Origin of the sequence: Herminiimonas arsenitoxidans (genome assembly GCF_900130075.1) — a bacterium.
GTDB classification, from domain to species: domain Bacteria; phylum Pseudomonadota; class Gammaproteobacteria; order Burkholderiales; family Burkholderiaceae_D; genus Oxalicibacterium; species Oxalicibacterium arsenitoxidans.
This window is the reverse complement of the sequence record NZ_LT671418.1, coordinates 3,413,071-3,430,267: the sequence shown is the minus strand read 5'-3', so window position 1 is coordinate 3,430,267 and position 17,197 is coordinate 3,413,071. Positions and strand designations below refer to the sequence as shown.

The window sequence follows — 17,197 nt, the reverse complement described above, 5'->3', positions numbered from 1 at the left end:
CTTTTCGGGGCGAATTTCAAAAACATGTATACATATATATCACATGACTTATGCAAAATGATTGTCTATATATTAACAATTCTTAAAGTCACAACCTTCATAGAAGCTTGCATCGCAACGAAAACTGACTCAATCGGTCAATAACGCCTTATGAAGATGTATACGCATGAGAGAAGAAAATGGATGCAGAGCATGATTCCCATGTCTGTACAGCTTTGCCGTAAACACAGAAACTTGAAGTAGAACAATCTCGCTCACTAGGAGAAATGTATTACTGATGAGAAATGATTGAAAAGAGTAGTGAGGCTTTAACAACGCTGAAGAAGCGGCCTTGCGCCTGTCAGTAGGTCAAGAATTTAGTGATACGTAGTCATCATGTAAATGATGGATTTTCTTTAGCAAGGCGCTGATCGTACATCAACACCACGCCCGCCAACACAGTCAACACAACGCCGACACCACAAATCGCATGCCAACCGCCTAGTTCCCACGCAAGAGAACCCAGCGCTGAACCAGATGCCGCGCCAATAAAATAACTGGTCATGTACACCGCATTCAGCCGTGAGCGCGCTTCGGGTTCCAAATGCAAGACTACGTTTTGATTAGTGATATGCAGCCCTTGCAAGGCAAGATCAATAATCAGCATCCCGATCAGGAACCACATCAAACTGCTGGTACTGAACCAAAAGCATGCCCAACTCAGCAATAACAAGAAAACACATGTCACGCTGGTCACTTGCCCCCAACCGCGATCGGCCAGACGACCAGCAACGTTCGCCATCAAGGCACCTGCAATACCAACCAGGCCAACCAATCCGATACTGCCATCAGTCAAACCATGCCCCGGGCCGGACAATAACAAAGCCATCGTCGAAAACAATACGCTGACTGAAGCGAACGACAACGCCCCCATCAATGAACGACTCCGCAAACGAGGATAACGAGCGATCAATGCAGTCATGGAACGCAGCACTTGCGCATAACTCACCTGCTCAGGATTACGTGATGGCGGCAGCAAAAACCACAAGGACATCGCCACCAGCAGCATCGTTACACCCGCGACGCGATACACCGTGGTCCAACCACCCAACTCCGACAACAAGCCCGCCACACTACGTGCTGTCAGAATGCCGATCAACAAACCACTCATCACCAAACCAACCGCTTGTCCGCTACGTTTTGGATCAGACAAAATTGCTGCCATCGGAACCAGTATCTGCGCAGCGACAGAAAACAATCCGGCCATGATGATGCCAACAAACAACATATTGATATTGGAAGAGAAACCGCTAATGAACTGACCCATCGCAGCCAATAGCATCAAGGTCACTGCCAGACCGCGACGCTCAAGCTTGTCACCCAAAGGCACCAGCAACACCAAGCCAAACGCATAAGACACCTGTGCCATCGTCACAGTCAGCGCAGCAGTCGTCTCGCTGACATTGAGGCTGAGCGCTATCGAATGCAACAAAGGTTGATTGAAATAATTACCACCCGCGCACAAACCCGACGCCAGCGCCATCAATAACAATGCGGAGGTGTGGATATATTTATCTGAAGGCATAGCTTCAGAAGAAGGGTAATCTTTGGATGACATGGCAGAAGCTTAAATGAAATCAGTAAAGCTTGTCTGCCAGAAAAAAAGCTTACTCAATGCGAGAAACCGAGTCTTATGCCTTTGCAGCAAAGACTGCGATCAAGCTTATTTGATGCGCTGCTTTTCCAGCTTACGCGCCAGTGTACGTCTATGCATGCCAAGACGACGAGCAGCTTCAGAGATATTAAAGTCTGTTTCCACCAACACTTCATGTATGCGCTCCCACTCCAGCGTCTTGATCGAAGTCGAACGATTGCTCAACTCAATGTCGACCACACCGGCAACATGACCGAAAGCGGCTTCGATATCGTCAGTGTTGGATGGCTTGGCAAGATATTGGCACGCGCCCAGCTTGATCGCTTCGACTGCTGTGTTCAAACTGGCGAAGCCGGTCAATACCACGATCAACATTTCAGGGTCATGCTTGTGCAGCATTTGTACGCAAGCGAGGCCGGAAGTATTTCCTTCCAGTTTCAGATCGACTACTGCATAACGCGGAGAATGTTCGCGCAACAAAACTGCAGCAGCATCCAGATTCGCCGCCAACAACACCGTGTAGCCGCGACGCTCGAATGAGCGACCTAGCGTGCGAGCAAAAGCGGCATCGTCTTCAATAATCAACAATAGACGATCACCCGCCATTTTCTTCATCCTCGTCTAAACTAATTGCGGCAAGCGGCAAGGTGAGCTCAACCACTGCCCCACCTTCTGCACGATTGCGTGCTGCTACAGTACCGCCCAATTTACGCGCCACATTCACAACCAGAAATAATCCCAAACCACTACCCGCCCGCCCTTTGGTTGACTGATACGGTTTGCCTAACTGCGACAACATTGCAGGCACAAAGCCAGGACCGGAATCTGTAATCAATAGAATCAGCTGATCTTCTTCACGCGATGCTTCGAGACGTACCCATAGTGGTGAAGCTTCAAGTGCATTATCGAGCACATTGCAAATCATTTGCTTGAGGACTGAGTCAAAGACCACGGGAATATCCGGCTGTATCCGGTTTTTATATTCAAAGGAAACGATAGGCCGACTGCTGCGCCACTCTTCCGCCAGATCATTCAAGAAAGTATTGAGTGTCGTTTTGACCGATGATTCACCACGCGCTTCACCGGCTGATAAGAGGATGCTGCTGACGATGGATTTGCAGCGCTTTAGCTGCGTTTCCATCTCGGCAATTTCATCCTGCAATTCCTGATTCTTGCTGAACTCAGGCATCCGTCGCCAGTCGCCAAGAATCACTGATAACGTCGCCAGCGGCGTACCCAGTTCATGCGCAGCACCCGAGGCCAGCAAACCCATACGCACGATGTGCTCTTCCTCGGCCGCACGTTTGCGCAAGTCGGCGAGTTGCGCATCGCCAGCGCGCAGATTACGGTTGATGCGCGTCACAAAGAAGGCCAGCAAGATCGCATTCAATGCAAAGCAAATCAACGTACCTTGCACATACAAGCTGAAAAAACGCAGCTCATGATCGTAGGGCAAGATCAGCGGAGTGGATAGTACAGAAAGCGCAACCAAGCATGCGCTGGTGATCGCGACGATAGTCCAGGTCGTCCAGGCCTCCAGCAGCACTGCGCTGAGTATGATCTGTAACAGATAAAGGAATACGAAAGGGTTGGAAGTGCCGCCACTGAGATATAGCTGCGCCGTCAAGATGGCGACATCGACCAGCAGTGCGAGAAACAATTCCTTGTTTGAGACGCTAGGCCGTTCGTGCCAGCGCAGATGACTAGCGATATTGAAGGCGACCAGACAGACCAGCACTTCCAGCATGTGGCGCACTGGAAGTTCGATGCCAAAACCAAGCGTGACGACAGCGATAGTTGTAAGTTGCCCAACGACGGCGATCCAGCGCAGTTGTATCAACTGCTGCATATTCTTGTGACCGGCGGCGTTCTCACCGCGCACGGCAGTCCAGCGTGTGTTTTCTTTACTCGCAGGAATCTCGGTTTTTCCCAGCATCTTCAGTTTCTCGGTCTATACAATCAGCACGTCGACTGTTGGCACGCGCCCTACGCTCTTCACGCATCAGCCAAAAAGCCGCGCCTGCCACCATCAAGGCAAGAGCATACCAAGTAAGTGCATAGACCAGATGGTTATTGTGAAACGAGATGACCGTCAAACCGCCAACCGGCTGGGCAGACGTAGCTTCTGCTGCAGGATTGGCAACGGAATACTTGCTTGCATCCGCGTCAATAAAGTACGGCGCAACATTCGACAACTTATGCATCGCTGCAATTGCCTGCACATCGCGTGAATACCAGCGATTGCCGACAGGATCGTTATGGCGAAGAAAGCCGCCGCCCGGTTCACTGATGCGCAACAAGCCAGTCACGGTAACGACTTCGTCCGGACCAACAGACCCGATATTGGCACGCTCGGGGATATAACCCCGATTAATCAACACTACGCTGCCATCCGCTCTGCGCAAAGGTGTCAGCAGCCAATAACCGCTGCCAAGTTCAGTCACGGCCTGAACCTTGGTGGAAAGTGAATGAAGGAAGGTACCCGTCACACTCACATGACGATACTCGTCGTTAGCTGCACTGACTTGCGACCAGCGATCCGGTCCCGGAGCGGGTACAGGTGCTGCATGCACACGTTGATCTACTCGTTCGATCAGCGCAAGTTTCCATTGCAGGCGATATACCTGCCAGGTCCCCAACGCAACCAGCCCCGTGAACAAGACGGCCGCGATCACAGCCAGCACCAGCAAGGTGGTGCGCGAACGTAAAAGCGGCTCGGCTTCTTTCGAAACCGAGCCGCTTGTTTGTACAGACTTATCTGACATTACTTATGGTTCATCTGATGTGTTGCAGGCATCTCGCTGGATGGCATATGCATTTCACCCGTAGGATCAGACATCATGCTCGGCATCATATTGTGATTCATGTGATACATGACCCAGATCGAACCGGCCAACATGATTACCACCACCATGATCGTAAAGACCAGAGCCAGAACCGACCAACCGCCTTCGGATTTGGTATTCATGTGCAGGAAGTAAATCATGTGCACAACGATCTGTACTGCAGCAAAGCCGAGGATGACAAATGATGTCGTGCTCGATTTTTCGAACACATTGCCCATCACCAGCCAAAATGGAATTGCCGTCAGGATGACCGACAGAATGAAGCCTATCGTGTAGCTCTTCAAGCTGCCATGGGCATGATCGTCGTGGTCGTGATGACCGTGGTCGGCACCGTGTGCCGCGTGTGCGTGATGTTCGCTCATGGCAACACTCCCATCAGATAAACAAAGGTAAATACACCGATCCAGATCACGTCCAGGAAATGCCAGAACATCGACAGGCACATCAGACGACGCTTGTTTTCAGGAATCAAACCGTGACGTTTAAGTTGGAACAACAAGGTTACCAACCAGACGATACCGAAAGTCACGTGCAAACCATGGGTAGCAACCAGAGCAAAGAATGATGTCAGGAACGCGCTACGTTGTGGTCCTGCACCTTCATGGATCAGATGACTGAATTCATACAGTTCCAATGCGAGGAAGGCTGCGCCGAGCAAACCAGTCACAACCAACCAAATCATGGTGGCCTTCAGACGTTTGCGTTGTGCTTCCAGCATCGCAAAGCCGTAGGTAATCGACGACAACAGCAGGAAAGCTGTATTCATCGCCACCAGTGGCAAGTCAAACAATTCAGCACCGGTAGGACCGCCTGCGTAGTTACGACCCAATACTGCATAAGTCGCGAACAGACTCGCAAAAACCAGGCAATCGCTCATCAGATACAGCCAGAAACCGAGCAAGGTGCCGTTTTCCGGATGGTGCTCTTGCACGTAAAAACGTGCGCTCGGGTCAGCGCTCATCGCGCTGGCAGAATTTGCAGTGATTTCAGACATGGCTTTCCAACAAGCGAGTGCGAAGATTTTCGGTACGAGTAACTTCTTCTTCCGAAATATAAAAATCGCGTTTGTAATTAAAGGTATGGATGATGATGGCTGCGATCAGCACCACAAAGGTAACGCCCGCCATCAGCCACATTTGCCAGATCAGGCAGAAGCCAACCGCTGCACTGATAGCCGAGATGATGAAACCAGCTGCCGTGTTCTTCGGCATATGGATCGCAGTGAAACCTGTCAATGGACGCTTGTAACCATTCTTCTTCATGTCAGCCCAGGTATCGTTATCGTAGACCTTAGGTGTGAATGCGAAGTTATAGTCTGGTGGTGGCGACGATGTCGACCACTCCAGCGTACGGCCACCCCAAGGATCGCCGGTCACATCACGCAATTCATCACGACGTTTGTAGCTGACATAGAACTGGATCAGCATCGAACCGATACCGAGTGCAATCAACACAGCGCCGACCGCAGCGATCTGGAACCAGATTTGCAGCGATGGATCCTGGAACTGACTCATACGACGGGTCACGCCCATCAAGCCGAGGATGTACAACGGCATAAACGCCATCCAGAAACCGATGATCCAGAACCAGAACGAGCATTTACCCCAGAACACGTCGAGCTTGTAGCCAAATGCTTTCGGGAACCAGTAATTGATCGCCGCGAACACACCGAACACTACGCCACCAATAATCACGTTATGGAAGTGAGCGATCAGGAACAGGCTGTTATGTAATACGAAGTCGGCTGGTGGTACTGCCAGCAAGACGCCGGTCATACCGCCGATCACGAAAGTGATCATGAAGCCGATGGTCCACATCATAGGCAGTTCGAAACGAATACGGCCGCGATACATCGTGAATAACCAGTTGAAAATCTTCGCGCCGGTTGGGATCGAGATAATCATCGTGGTAATACCGAAGAACGAGTTAACGCTCGCGCCGGAACCCATGGTGAAGAAGTGATGCAGCCAAACCAGATACGACAGGATGGTAATAACGACCGTCGCGTACACCATCGAGGTGTAACCGAACAAACGCTTGGCCGAGAAAGTCGATACCACTTCCGAGAACACGCCAAACAACGGCAAGATCAGAATATAAACTTCAGGATGACCCCAGATCCAGATCAGATTGACGTACATCATCGGATTGCCGCCAAGATCATTCGTGAAGAAGTTGGTATCGAGCACGCGATCCAGCGACAGCATGGCGAGCACTGCGGTCAAGATCGGGAAAGCAGCAACGATCAAAACGTTGGCACACAGAGCCGTCCAGGTGAATACTGGCATTTTCATCATGTCCATGCCTGGCGCGCGCATCTTGACGATGGTCGCGATCAGGTTGACGCCGGATAGCAGTGTCCCAACCCCGGCAATCTGTAATGACCAGATGTAGTAATCCACCCCGACATCCGGACTCGCCAATATCCCCGACAACGGCGGATAAGCCAGCCAGCCGGTCTTGGCGAATTCACCAACGAACAAGGAGGCCATAACCAGCATGGCACCAAAGGTCGTCATCCAGAAGCTGAAGTTATTCAGGAATGGGAAAGCCACGTCGCGCGCACCGATTTGCAGCGGCACTACATAGTTCATCAAACCTGTAATCAACGGCATCGCCACGAAGAAAATCATGATCACGCCATGCGCGGTGAAAACTTGATCGTAGTGATGTGGTGGCAGGAAGCCAGGATTATCGCCAAAAGCGATCGCTTGTTGCGCACGCATCATCAATGCATCGGCAAAGCCGCGCATCAACATGACCAAACCGAGGATCATGTACATGATGCCGATTTTCTTGTGATCGATACTGGTAATCCAGTCGCGCCACAAAGTGCCCCACAAGCGGAAGTAAGTGATACCGCCGAGAACCGCGATGCCGCCAAGGACAACCATTGCAAACGTTACCAGCAGAATAGGCTCGTGGAACGGAATCGCGTCCCAGCTCAGACGGCCGAAGATAAGCTTCGTCAGATCAGTATGGTCTTGCATTAGTTACTCTTCAATAAATTGGTGGACGGAGTACATACCGCTGCATCGATTTCAGCAAGGGCAGTCTTTTCGTCTCTGAGGAAATTCTTGGCTGCGGCCTGAACCTTCATGCGATTTGCATCGTCATGCATAGTCTTGTTCATGCAAGGAGTGCCTTCAACCACACAACGATTCAAAATCGCTTGATACAAATCAGGAGCGACCTTGCCGTAGTAACGCACCGGTTCACGTTCGCTTGGTTTTTCCAGCTCGGTGTAGACCGCGCGATCCAGCGTCTGACCTTTTTGCTTGGCGTCCTTCACCCACTTGTCGAAGTCAGCCACATCCATGCCGTGATACTTGAAGCGCATGTGCGAGAAGCCCGCACCACTGAAGTTCGATGAGAAACCATCAAATACGCCAGGCTCGTTGATGACCGCATTGAGTTGTGTTTCCATACCCGGCATTGCATAGATCTGACCAGCCAGTGCAGGAATATAGAAGGAATTCATCACAGTAGATGCAGTGATCTTGAAGCGGACCGGCACGTCTATCGGCGTCGCCAATTCATTGACGGTCGCGATACCTTGTTCAGGATAGATGAACAACCACTTCCAATCGAGCGCCACGACTTCAATCGTCAACGGTTCGGCAGCAGCCGAAATCGGACGGTTGGCATCCAGACGATCAAGCGGACGATACGGGTCCAGCTTGTGTGTACTGATCCATGTGATCAAACCCAAGGCGATAATGATAAGTAGCGGTGCGCCCCAGATCACAAGTTCCAATTGGGTGGAATGATCCCAGTCTGGGTCGTATTTAGCTGCTGTATTGCTCTTACGATAGCGCCATGCGAAAAAAATCGTCAGAGCGATCACAGGGACAATGATCAACAACATGAGTAGCGTGGAAACAACGATAAGTTGTCCCTGCTGAGCGGCTATGTCACCAGATGGATTCAGTACAACCAGGTCACATCCAGCCAGCAATGCGAGTGGTAATAGAAGTAATCCGCGACGAGTTATCAAAGAAGTCATTCAATGCATTACGGAGGTTGGGAGATCGTGCTAATGTAACGCAAACAGCGCGCGTTGCCGATTGGACGTTTTGTCCCACCCTACGGGTAAGGGACTTGTGGTGTGGGGCAGCGTCAGCGCGTTGATTAACATGATTGGAGACAAAGATTATGGCCACCACGTATGACACAGGACTCCCAGCTGACTCCAAACTTGCCTCACCAGGCGATGGCCCTAGAATCATCAACACCCGCGGCGGACACATTGCCCCGGGGGAAATCGCTATCGGAGTGGTTATTGGCCGCACTTCCGAATATTTCGACTTCTTTGTCTATGCCATTGCTTCAGTGCTGGTATTCCCGTCCGTTTTCTTTCCGTTTGCAGACCCGCTAACAGGCACACTCTACGCCTTTACGGTCTTTTCGTTCGCATTTATTGCCCGACCGCTCGGCACAGTTGCCTTTATGGCAATTCAACGACGGTTTAGCCGAGAAGCCAAGCTCACGCTCGCCCTCTTCCTGCTCGGCGCATCCACGGCTGGCATTGCTTTCCTGCCAACTTATACGCATTTGGGTGTGACCGCGATTGTGCTGCTGTCAGTGTTGCGTATCGGCCAAGGTATTGCATTGGGTGGCTCCTGGGATGGCTTGCCTTCCTTGCTGGCGCTCAACGCACCGCAAAATCGACGCGGCTGGTATGCGATGCTTGGACAATTAGGTGCACCGACAGGTTTCGTAATTGCGGCCGGCTTGTTCGCTTATTTGCTGTCTTCAATTTCCAGAGCGGACTTCCTTGACTGGGGTTGGCGCTATCCGTTCTACGTAGCGTTCGCCATCAACGTGGTCGCGCTGTTCGCACGCTTGCGTCTGGTCTCGACACCTGAATATAGCCGCCTGCTGGATGAACAGGAACTGGAACCGACCAGTGCCGTTGAAATCACCCGCTCGCAAGGACGTAATCTGATCATCGGCGCACTCGCGGCTCTGGCCAGCTATGCACTGTTCCATCTGGTCACGGTATTTCCTCTGTCCTGGATTACCTTGTATTCGGAACGTTCTATCAGTGCTTTCTTGCACGTGCAAATGTGGGGGGCCGGTTTGGCAGCGATTGGCGTGATTGCTTCCGGTTTGATTGCAGATCGCTTTGGCCGTCGCACCACGCTCGGCGCCTTGGCGGCTCTGATTGCGGTATTCAGCGGCTTTGTTCCCTTCTTGATGGGTGGTAGCGAACTCGGCCAAGATATCTTCATCATCGTCGGCTTCGGCTTGCTCGGCTTATCGTATGGTCAGGCAGCTGGTGCGGTTTCTGCCAACTTCCCTGCCAAGTACCGCTATACCGGCGCAGCACTCACGTCCGATCTGGCGTGGTTGGTAGGCGCAGGTTTCGCACCGCTGGTCGCGCTGGGACTGTCCGCGCATTTCGGTCTGGGTTACGTCAGCCTATATTTGCTGTCTGGTGCTGTCGGTTCACTCGCTGCATTGAGCCTCAACCGTGCCTTGGAAATCAAGAACTAGTATGTAATGTGGGGCTAAACACGCCACAAATAAAAAGGGCAGACATAGTAAATATGTCTGTCCTTTTTTATCGCCAGCCCATTCTTTATTTGGCCACGTTCATGCCATTTATCTTCACATCAAACAGATGCATTAAACCTTCTGTCTGAATCATCACCTTCAGCTTCCCGCCTTTACTTCCGAAGCAGACAAGAAGCGCTTCCGCATAGGCAAAAGCACGAACTTGGCAGCTATACCCGCACCTATCGTGACAACCGCAGCAAGAATAAACACGCGGTTCCAGTTACCTCCCGCAGCCACGACCGAAGCCAGCGGCACCATCAGTGCGGCTACACCTTTGGCTGTGTACAAAGTACCGGCATTCGCGGTAGCGAATTTGCTGCCAAAGGTATCGCCACAGATTGCTGGAAAGATCGAGAAAATTTCACCCCAGAACATGAAGATCAGCGCAGCAAACGTGATGAACATATACGGGTTGTGCCCATACTTCATCAAGCCGAGCAAAGCCAAACCCTCGCCGATAAATACAATGAACATCGTATTCTCACGGCCGATTTTGTCGGAGATAAAACCACACAAAGGACGCGTCAAACCATTCGCCACATTGTCGATAGACAGCGCCAAGGTCAACAAGGGCAAGGTCGCACCAAACATGGAGATAGGTGTAGAACTGATACCAAAGTCATGTGCAATCGGACCCAGTTGCGCCGTCGCCATCACACCACCGGCAGCGACCAAAACATAGATCACATAGATCAGCCAAAACACCGGCGTTTTGAGCATTTGCTTGGTCGTGTAATCAACCTTAGTCACGGTGCCCACTCTGGCAATCGCATGCGCCGGTGCTTTGGGTCTGACCAAAAGCAGCGCCAGCACAAAGATGGCTACACCCTGAATAATGCCGAATGTGAGAAAGGTTTTTTCGTAGCCTGCACTCCCTATCATATTGGCGATCGGGATCACAGTAACAGCAGCGCCTGCACCAAAACCGGCAGCAGTCAGACCCGCCGCCAAACCGCGACGATCAGGGAACCACTTGAGTGCATTACCGACGCAAGTACCGTAGACGCAACCAGCGCCGATACCGGATACGACCGCTGCCGCGTACAACATAGGCAGCGAAGTCGCATAACTATTCATGATCCAGCCAAGACCGGCAAAGATTGCGCCGCCGGCTACGACCGGACGCGGACCGAACTTATCGCCCAGCCAGCCCTCAATCGGTACCAGCCATGTTTCGATCACGATAAAAATGGAAAATGCGAGCTGAATGGCTGCTGTTCCCCAATGGTGCTTATTCTCCATTGGCTCTACGAACAGGGTCCAACCGTACTGTAGATTGGCAACCAAACCCATGCACACAATGCCGATGACCAACTGCATCCAACGGTTTTTGTAGCCTGTCACTTTTTCCGAATCAAGAGCACCCACATATGCATTTGCCATTTTTATCACCTATAAAAGGATACATAAATTTGCAGCAGCTGAACTTTGGGTAGCCCACGTTAAAAATGATGCGGTTTGGGTGCCCTAGATATGTAATCAGATCATGTACAACGAAATAAATTCCATATCGTTATCCAAGAAATAGTCTGGCAGGAGAAGGCAAGGAGTATGCCAATCGAGATATTCATCTCTTGGCAACTCGCTTTAGAGCGACATTAAACATCGAAAAACTGTGCGATGAAAAATGCTCTATCTTCTGTCTAAGTAACGCTAAACGACAATTACTTAGGCAAACAGATATATATCCTGATGCAGTGCAGGCATGATTCAAGCCAGCAACCACATCAGAGCAAGCAAGGCAGAAAACAATCCAGCCAATTTACCGAATGGAACCGCGCGCTTCGGTGCGTAGGTCAGCAATAAAACCAACAGCAAAGCACCCATCGTCATAGTGCCAAGACACAAGACGGCACCTATCGTCCATCCAGCCAACTTGACACACACAGCAAAGGTCGCAATCAGCGCCAGCGTTCCTGTCCATCGATATCGCTTACGCGTTGCTTGATCCAACTCTTTGCCGCGACCATAGATATCGGCATAGTGTCTATCCATCGCAAGACTCAGTGCAGTCCAGCCGCTATAAGCCAGCGCCAAGCCCGTCGCAAAACCAAACTCACTCATGCAGCCTCCTGCATCGAGGAGCGATCACTGTCGCCAATTACCTTTTCCTGCGACTTTACTTTGACAATGCCCGCCTTCCGCTTCAAGCGCTTGGCGGCATAAAGTAAAGCAAGTCCAAATACCAGCACAAACAAATCGAAGCCTGCAACCGCCCACGGCCCTTTGCCCTGTAACAGCGTCACCCCCAGATGCGAGTGCGTAGTAAATATATTCAGTACCGGCAGCAAGGCAAACAACAAGCCACCGACACTCAATTGCCATTGCCACATGCAACGATCAGGGCGAATGTGTGCCAGTACTGCCGCGATGCCCCATGCGATAAAGAACCAATTTATTTCTGCATCTGCACGTCCATCCAAACCAACCGGCAATAAACGGTTAGCCCAGAAATAACTCGCAAACGCTATCGGCAAACCAGCAATCGCGCCTATGTTCAAGCCATCAACCAGGCGTAAACCGAATCCCACACGTCCGCCTTTTGCCAATACCTTTGCATAACTCTGTCGCTTCTTGACTCCCCACAACAAAGCGCCGGTAGCAACCATCGCGCATCCAGCCAAACCACACAGAAAAAATAGCGCGCGCAATAATGGATTCGCAAAATTCGCCATGTGCAAACCGAACAACACATTTCTGGATTCGGCAGCGCCGCTGACCTCATCACCAGTCGTGGTGATAAGCGCGCCGCTTACACCATCGAACTGCATGGTCTGACGCGCAATAGAAAGTTTCTTTTCCGGTTCGCGTCTGATTTGAATGGTGGCGCTCGCATCGCCTGGATTAGTGATCGTGACGCGGCCAACCTCCCCGCCGTTCCAGTGTTTCTCTGCTTGCGCCATCAAAGGTGCAAGTGCGGTCAATGACGCTGGCTGACCTACAAATTTTCGGTTTTCTCCTTGCGGCAATGCTTCTGCTAGGAAGGTCTTTTCATCGCCCTTGTACGCCACCTGTGCACCGAAAGGCATGTACATGAACATCAAGGTAACCAAACCTGTATACGTAATCATCAAGTGATATGGCAAGGCAAGCACGGCAACCGCGTTGTGCGCATCCAGCCATGAACGCTGACCTTTCTTCGGTCGGAAGGTAAAGAAATCCTTGAAGATGCGCTTGTGTGTAATGACACCACTGACGATTGCGATCAGCATGAACATTGCGCAAAAACCGACGATCCAGCGCGCCCAAATTGCCGGCATGTAATGTAGATCAAAGTGCAGTCGATATAGAAAATCGCCACCGCGTGTTTCCCTGACTTCCTCCAGACGTTCGCCGGTAGCAGGATTCAGTTGCGCTCTTTCGAGCTTACCTCGTCCTTTTTTGCCTTTCTCCGGCTGTCCTATCCAGAGCACGCCCACTGCCTGATTGCGCTCATCCGGCAAATCGATGGACCAGCGCGCCGCACCAGGTGCTTCTTTTTCCAGCATGCGTAACGCGTTCTGTACCACCTGATTGGCTGGTACCGGCGTTGCCGCCGCCGCATGCAATTCAGGCTTCATCCACAAGCTGATCTCATCGCGGAAATACGAAGCCGTACCTGCAGAAAAAACCAGAAACAATATCCAGCACACCAGCAAACCCGACCAGGTATGCAACCACGCCATCGACTGGCGGAATCCCTCTCTCATGCGATGCTCCGATATGCCAGCAATCCCAAACCCAGGACTACGGCAGGTAAGCCTATGCCCATCCAGGCATGGAATGCACTCCGCGCTGCGAACACCCACAGCACCGCGCAGGTATAGACGGTAAACGACAGCAAAGTCGCCGTCATGACAGCATCGACGCGCGCCATCGGCAACACTAAAGACAGCACAGCGGTAGTAAGCGCCGTCACCGCATAACCGCCAAGAATGGCGGCTATGGCGCGTGAGGCAACACCAAGGCGATACTGCAATCCTTCGTTAAATTTCATTTTCTTGATTACTTATTTATTCGGCGTCTCGGCTGGCGTTGTCGGCAATGCCTTGATGCCCGTTGTTTGCGACAGTGATAAAGTCGTCATGAAGTTGGTGAAGTCGTACGGCTTGCCAGCACGTTCGCCCGGCGTCTTGTCTACGTAACGCACTTCCAGTACATACGTACCTTGCCAAGGCAGATCGAACTTCACTACACCTTGCTCATTCGTTGATGCTTCTCTCGTCCAACCCGATTGCGCGATCAAACCGACTTTGACCTTGGCTTGCGGCTGCCCTTTGTAATACACCTTGAACTCACCTTGCTTGCCGGTCGTAACCAGATCAAGTGTGAGCTTGGGTGCTTGCACAGCATTCGATGTGACTAAACGTGCACCCAGTATTCTGGCGGAACGAACCGTCACATCGCCATTCTTGTATTCCGATACAGGGAAATCGACATCCTCAGTAAAGATCGATTCGTTTTTACCTGCATGCCCCGGAAGCACAAGTGCACTGTCTTTTCTGGTGAAAGCTAAAACTTTCTCACCCTTGTCACTAGATAAGGTTGCACTTGCTTGAGTGATTTTATCGAGCAAGCCGGGCGAAGTTTCGCGCAGATTGCGATCAAATTCACCGAAGTACAAGCTCGCTGCTTTTGGTGTCTGCTCCAGCCAAATTTGATGTGCATGTGCAGCTCCGGCAAACATCAATGCCGTCATCAATGGAAGTAATGCAAGGCGTCGTTTCATGAAGGTCGTTCCTTTTAAATGAATACAATAATGACTACTCGTGCTGCACATACTTGCTTGCAGAAAAACATCTGGCACACGTGGACATTTTTCTTTCTTACTAAATATTCTTCCCTACCAAGCCGTCCTGAGCGCCAACATCACACTGCGCGGTTCGCCATAAAAATTCTGCCGGCTAGGCATGCTGACCTTCTCGTAATAAGTTTTATCAAACAGATTGTTGACGGTCAGACTCGCAGTCGTCGTCGGACTGATTTGATAGCCGATTTGTGCATTGAAGATGGTGTAGCCTTTTGCATCTATTCGGATAGGATTTGCTGCCGTGCCACTTGTTGCATACGTTTTACTCATGCTCCTCAAACCGCCTGCCACGCTCCAACGCTTGAATGCGCCATCACGCCAGGTATGTTTGGACCACACATTGACATTATGTTTGGGTGTTCCTGTCGTCACTGCATTCACCGGCACCTTGAGATATTTAAAATCGGTATAGGCATAACCCGCCGTCATCTCCCAACCAGGACGTATCTGTCCACTGACTTCCGCTTCCAGTCCCTGGCTTTGTATCTCGCCGCCAGCAACCGATTTGGTAGTGTTGTTTGGATCGGCAATGGCCCTATCCTTGTCGAAGATGCGGAACAGCGCTAAATGCGTATTCAAGCGCTTGTTGTAAAACTCGCTCTTGATACCAAACTCAATCTGCGAACCAGTACGTGGCGCCAAGAGTTTGTTATTGATATCGAGCGCAGTCTGCGCAACGAAGGTTTCTGCATAGCTGGCATATAAAGATGACTGCTGATTCAACTCGAATATCGCTGCGGTAAGCGGCGTAAACTTCGGCTTGAGTTTTTGCGGTGACGTGACTACACCACTAATCAAATCAACAGCTTCCGTATTCCACCGACTGACACGTCCACCGAGCAGAAAAGTCCAGCGATCAAATGGCTTGAGTTGCACTTGACCGTATATGCCAGTCTGAGTTTGATTAGCCCCTGTGGTGTAAGGTCCGATGTTCATGACTGGTAAAGCCACGTTGTAATTCGGCTGGAAGATATTCAAAGTACCACCACCAGCGGGGCCAGTCGTCGTCGATGCAGTCTTATCATTCTCTGTGCTGTAACTCATACCAACCAAAGCACGATGCGTACGTCCACCCAACTCAAACGGCGTAGTGATGTATGCGTCAAGATTGCGGCTTGTCGTTTCACGCTCAGATGCAGCACCTTGCAAATTCATCAATCCGGTAAGCGGATTGGGGAAACTATTACCACGCACACCATAATCATAGGTATAACGCTCTACCTCACGAGCAGAGAATTTCATCAAACCGCCACCACTAAGCCTATGCTCCAACTCGGCAAACATCTCGCTGGTTTCCTGCTTCTGTGTATTACCACTCCGGCCAACGAAAGTTGAACGTGGCAGATTGATCAAAGTGCCGTTTGCATAGGTCGGCAATCCAAGGTCACGCACGGTATCCAGTTTCTGTTGCGAAGCACCTAGGGACAGTGTGGTCTGTGGGCTCAAATCCATTTCAATCGTGCCGTAACCTACGGTTTTATCGTTCTTGACGATATCCACATATGAATCACGATTGTCTACCACGCCCACTACGCGCGCCCGTATCGCACCTGACTCAACCAGCTTGCTGGTGACATCAAATTCGGCGCGCCGCGCATCCCAGGAACCCAGCATGACGGCAGCGTTGCCAGCAAAATCCGCCCTTGCACGTTTACGTACGAGATTAATAGTGCCTCCCGGCTCACCCGCGCCTTGCAGCAAACCAGCAGGTCCACGTAACACCTCAATACGGTCGTATAACGATGTATCCAGTGCAGTCGTATAGTTGGTAGCCTGACCGATGGGCAATCCATCCAGTTGAATCGACCCGATACTAAAACCTCGCGCCGTAATGCTATTGGCATTACCACCACCATCAAATCGCGTAACGATCATCCCTGTCGTTTGTTTCAAAACATCTTCGATCTTTGTAATGTTCTGATCATCCAGACGCTGACGCGTAATCACGCTGATGGAGAAAGGTGTTTCCCTCACTGTCTGCGGAATTTTCGAACCTATCGTGATGGCTTGTGCAGCATAGGAACCGGTATGTTCACTGCTGCCATCAGACACCGTCGTCACATGTACCGCCGGCAAGGTTGTGGTGGATGTATTCAAATCAACATCTCTGCTTGATGAATCACCCTGCTGCGCCAAGGCAGCAGAGAATGGAACAGCCCACGCCAGACTAACGGCGAGAGTAATGGTTTTACGGCACAGCACAGCGCGTCCCCTTTTGGAATATGCACTGGCTGACTAAGGCTGGCTGATGCGGAATGTATAAGAATCGCGCCTATTGTAATAGATAATGATTCTCATTAACAAATGATATTTTTCTTGTATATATGTCACTGCCGATTGGAGCATGCAATACATGTCGCATATACC

15 protein-coding genes are annotated in these 17,197 nt (G+C 51.0%); 1 reads left to right on the top strand and 14 read right to left on the bottom strand.

What is annotated here, in order from left to right; all coding sequences use genetic code 11:
- Positions 1-373: 373 nt before the first annotated feature.
- The 8 genes from BQ6873_RS16210 to cyoA all read right to left on the bottom strand — a co-directional run bounded on the left by BQ6873_RS16210 (position 374) and on the right by cyoA (position 8,485).
- A complete protein-coding gene (locus BQ6873_RS16210) occupies positions 374-1,564 on the bottom strand; it encodes an MFS transporter (RefSeq protein ID WP_157889182.1) in 1,191 nt (396 codons plus the stop codon).
- A gap of 138 nt (positions 1,565-1,702) precedes the next feature.
- Positions 1,703-2,239 (bottom strand): response regulator transcription factor, encoded by a 537-nt coding sequence (locus BQ6873_RS16205; RefSeq protein ID WP_076593589.1) that lies wholly within the window; start codon positions 2,237-2,239, stop codon positions 1,703-1,705.
- The gene (locus BQ6873_RS16200; protein WP_157889181.1) at positions 2,229-3,569 is read right to left on the bottom strand and encodes an ATP-binding protein; all 1,341 of its coding nucleotides are present in this window, start codon (positions 3,567-3,569) and stop codon (positions 2,229-2,231) included. Before BQ6873_RS16200 ends, BQ6873_RS16205 begins: the two co-directional genes overlap by 11 nt.
- Positions 3,538-4,398 carry an SURF1 family protein gene (locus BQ6873_RS16195; RefSeq protein ID WP_076593588.1) on the bottom strand — a complete coding sequence of 287 codons (861 nt, stop codon included), beginning with the start codon at positions 4,396-4,398 and terminating at the stop codon, positions 3,538-3,540. Before BQ6873_RS16195 ends, BQ6873_RS16200 begins: the two co-directional genes overlap by 32 nt.
- The gene (gene cyoD, locus BQ6873_RS16190; protein WP_076593587.1) at positions 4,398-4,841 is read right to left on the bottom strand and encodes a cytochrome o ubiquinol oxidase subunit IV; all 444 of its coding nucleotides are present in this window, start codon (positions 4,839-4,841) and stop codon (positions 4,398-4,400) included. Before cyoD ends, BQ6873_RS16195 begins: the two co-directional genes overlap by 1 nt.
- A complete protein-coding gene (cyoC, locus tag BQ6873_RS16185) occupies positions 4,838-5,473 on the bottom strand; it encodes a cytochrome o ubiquinol oxidase subunit III (protein ID WP_076593586.1) in 636 nt (211 codons plus the stop codon). The genes cyoD and cyoC overlap by 4 nt, the downstream gene beginning before the upstream one ends.
- Entirely contained in the window at positions 5,466-7,469 is a 2,004-nt protein-coding gene (gene cyoB / locus BQ6873_RS16180; RefSeq protein ID WP_076593585.1) for a cytochrome o ubiquinol oxidase subunit I, read from the bottom strand. The genes cyoC and cyoB overlap by 8 nt, the downstream gene beginning before the upstream one ends.
- On the bottom strand, positions 7,469-8,485 hold the full coding sequence (gene cyoA / locus BQ6873_RS16175; protein ID WP_076593584.1) for a ubiquinol oxidase subunit II: 1,017 nt from the start codon (positions 8,483-8,485) through the stop codon (positions 7,469-7,471). The genes cyoB and cyoA overlap by 1 nt, the downstream gene beginning before the upstream one ends.
- Before the next feature lie 149 nt (positions 8,486-8,634).
- On the opposite strand from cyoA, the gene BQ6873_RS16170 reads away from it, so the two are divergent.
- Positions 8,635-9,978 (top strand): MFS transporter, encoded by a 1,344-nt coding sequence (locus BQ6873_RS16170; RefSeq protein WP_076593583.1) that lies wholly within the window; start codon positions 8,635-8,637, stop codon positions 9,976-9,978.
- A gap of 159 nt (positions 9,979-10,137) precedes the next feature.
- On the opposite strand, the gene oxlT is transcribed toward BQ6873_RS16170, so the two are convergent.
- From oxlT to BQ6873_RS16140, 6 genes are all read right to left on the bottom strand, one after another.
- Positions 10,138-11,424, bottom strand: a complete 1,287-nt coding sequence (oxlT, locus tag BQ6873_RS16165) for an oxalate/formate MFS antiporter (RefSeq protein WP_076593582.1) — start codon at positions 11,422-11,424, stop codon at positions 10,138-10,140.
- A gap of 327 nt (positions 11,425-11,751) precedes the next feature.
- Positions 11,752-12,105, bottom strand: coding sequence for a DUF3325 domain-containing protein (locus tag BQ6873_RS16160; protein WP_076593581.1), 354 nt, complete (start codon positions 12,103-12,105; stop codon positions 11,752-11,754).
- Positions 12,102-13,730 carry a PepSY-associated TM helix domain-containing protein gene (locus BQ6873_RS16155; RefSeq protein WP_076593580.1) on the bottom strand — a complete coding sequence of 543 codons (1,629 nt, stop codon included), beginning with the start codon at positions 13,728-13,730 and terminating at the stop codon, positions 12,102-12,104. Before BQ6873_RS16155 ends, BQ6873_RS16160 begins: the two co-directional genes overlap by 4 nt.
- Positions 13,727-14,017 (bottom strand): DUF3649 domain-containing protein, encoded by a 291-nt coding sequence (locus BQ6873_RS16150; RefSeq protein ID WP_076593579.1) that lies wholly within the window; start codon positions 14,015-14,017, stop codon positions 13,727-13,729. Before BQ6873_RS16150 ends, BQ6873_RS16155 begins: the two co-directional genes overlap by 4 nt.
- Before the next feature lie 12 nt (positions 14,018-14,029).
- A complete protein-coding gene (locus tag BQ6873_RS16145) occupies positions 14,030-14,749 on the bottom strand; it encodes a DUF4198 domain-containing protein (protein WP_076593578.1) in 720 nt (239 codons plus the stop codon).
- A 114-nt stretch (positions 14,750-14,863) separates the two neighbouring features.
- Positions 14,864-17,032: a TonB-dependent siderophore receptor gene (locus tag BQ6873_RS16140; protein WP_076593577.1), complete on the bottom strand. Its 2,169-nt coding sequence runs from the start codon at positions 17,030-17,032 to the stop codon at positions 14,864-14,866.
- Positions 17,033-17,197 lie beyond the last annotated feature (165 nt).

Excerpts from the sequence above, each read along its gene's own strand:
- BQ6873_RS16210 (WP_157889182.1), bottom strand. The coding sequence starts at position 1,564 with ATGCCTTCAGATAAATATATCCACACCTCCGCATTGTTATTGATGGCG.
- BQ6873_RS16205 (WP_076593589.1), bottom strand. The coding sequence starts at position 2,239 with ATGGCGGGTGATCGTCTATTGTTGATTATTGAAGACGATGCCGCTTTT.
- BQ6873_RS16200 (WP_157889181.1), bottom strand. The coding sequence starts at position 3,569 with ATGCTGGGAAAAACCGAGATTCCTGCGAGTAAAGAAAACACACGCTGG.
- BQ6873_RS16195 (WP_076593588.1), bottom strand. The coding sequence starts at position 4,398 with ATGTCAGATAAGTCTGTACAAACAAGCGGCTCGGTTTCGAAAGAAGCC.
- cyoD (WP_076593587.1), bottom strand. The coding sequence starts at position 4,841 with ATGAGCGAACATCACGCACACGCGGCACACGGTGCCGACCACGGTCAT.
- cyoC (WP_076593586.1), bottom strand. The coding sequence starts at position 5,473 with ATGTCTGAAATCACTGCAAATTCTGCCAGCGCGATGAGCGCTGACCCG.
- cyoB (WP_076593585.1), bottom strand. The coding sequence starts at position 7,469 with ATGCAAGACCATACTGATCTGACGAAGCTTATCTTCGGCCGTCTGAGC.
- cyoA (WP_076593584.1), bottom strand. The coding sequence starts at position 8,485 with ATGACTTCTTTGATAACTCGTCGCGGATTACTTCTATTACCACTCGCA.
- BQ6873_RS16170 (WP_076593583.1), top strand. The coding sequence starts at position 8,635 with ATGGCCACCACGTATGACACAGGACTCCCAGCTGACTCCAAACTTGCC.
- oxlT (WP_076593582.1), bottom strand. The coding sequence starts at position 11,424 with ATGGCAAATGCATATGTGGGTGCTCTTGATTCGGAAAAAGTGACAGGC.
- BQ6873_RS16160 (WP_076593581.1), bottom strand. The coding sequence starts at position 12,105 with ATGAGTGAGTTTGGTTTTGCGACGGGCTTGGCGCTGGCTTATAGCGGC.
- BQ6873_RS16155 (WP_076593580.1), bottom strand. The coding sequence starts at position 13,730 with ATGAGAGAGGGATTCCGCCAGTCGATGGCGTGGTTGCATACCTGGTCG.
- BQ6873_RS16150 (WP_076593579.1), bottom strand. The coding sequence starts at position 14,017 with ATGAAATTTAACGAAGGATTGCAGTATCGCCTTGGTGTTGCCTCACGC.
- BQ6873_RS16145 (WP_076593578.1), bottom strand. The coding sequence starts at position 14,749 with ATGAAACGACGCCTTGCATTACTTCCATTGATGACGGCATTGATGTTT.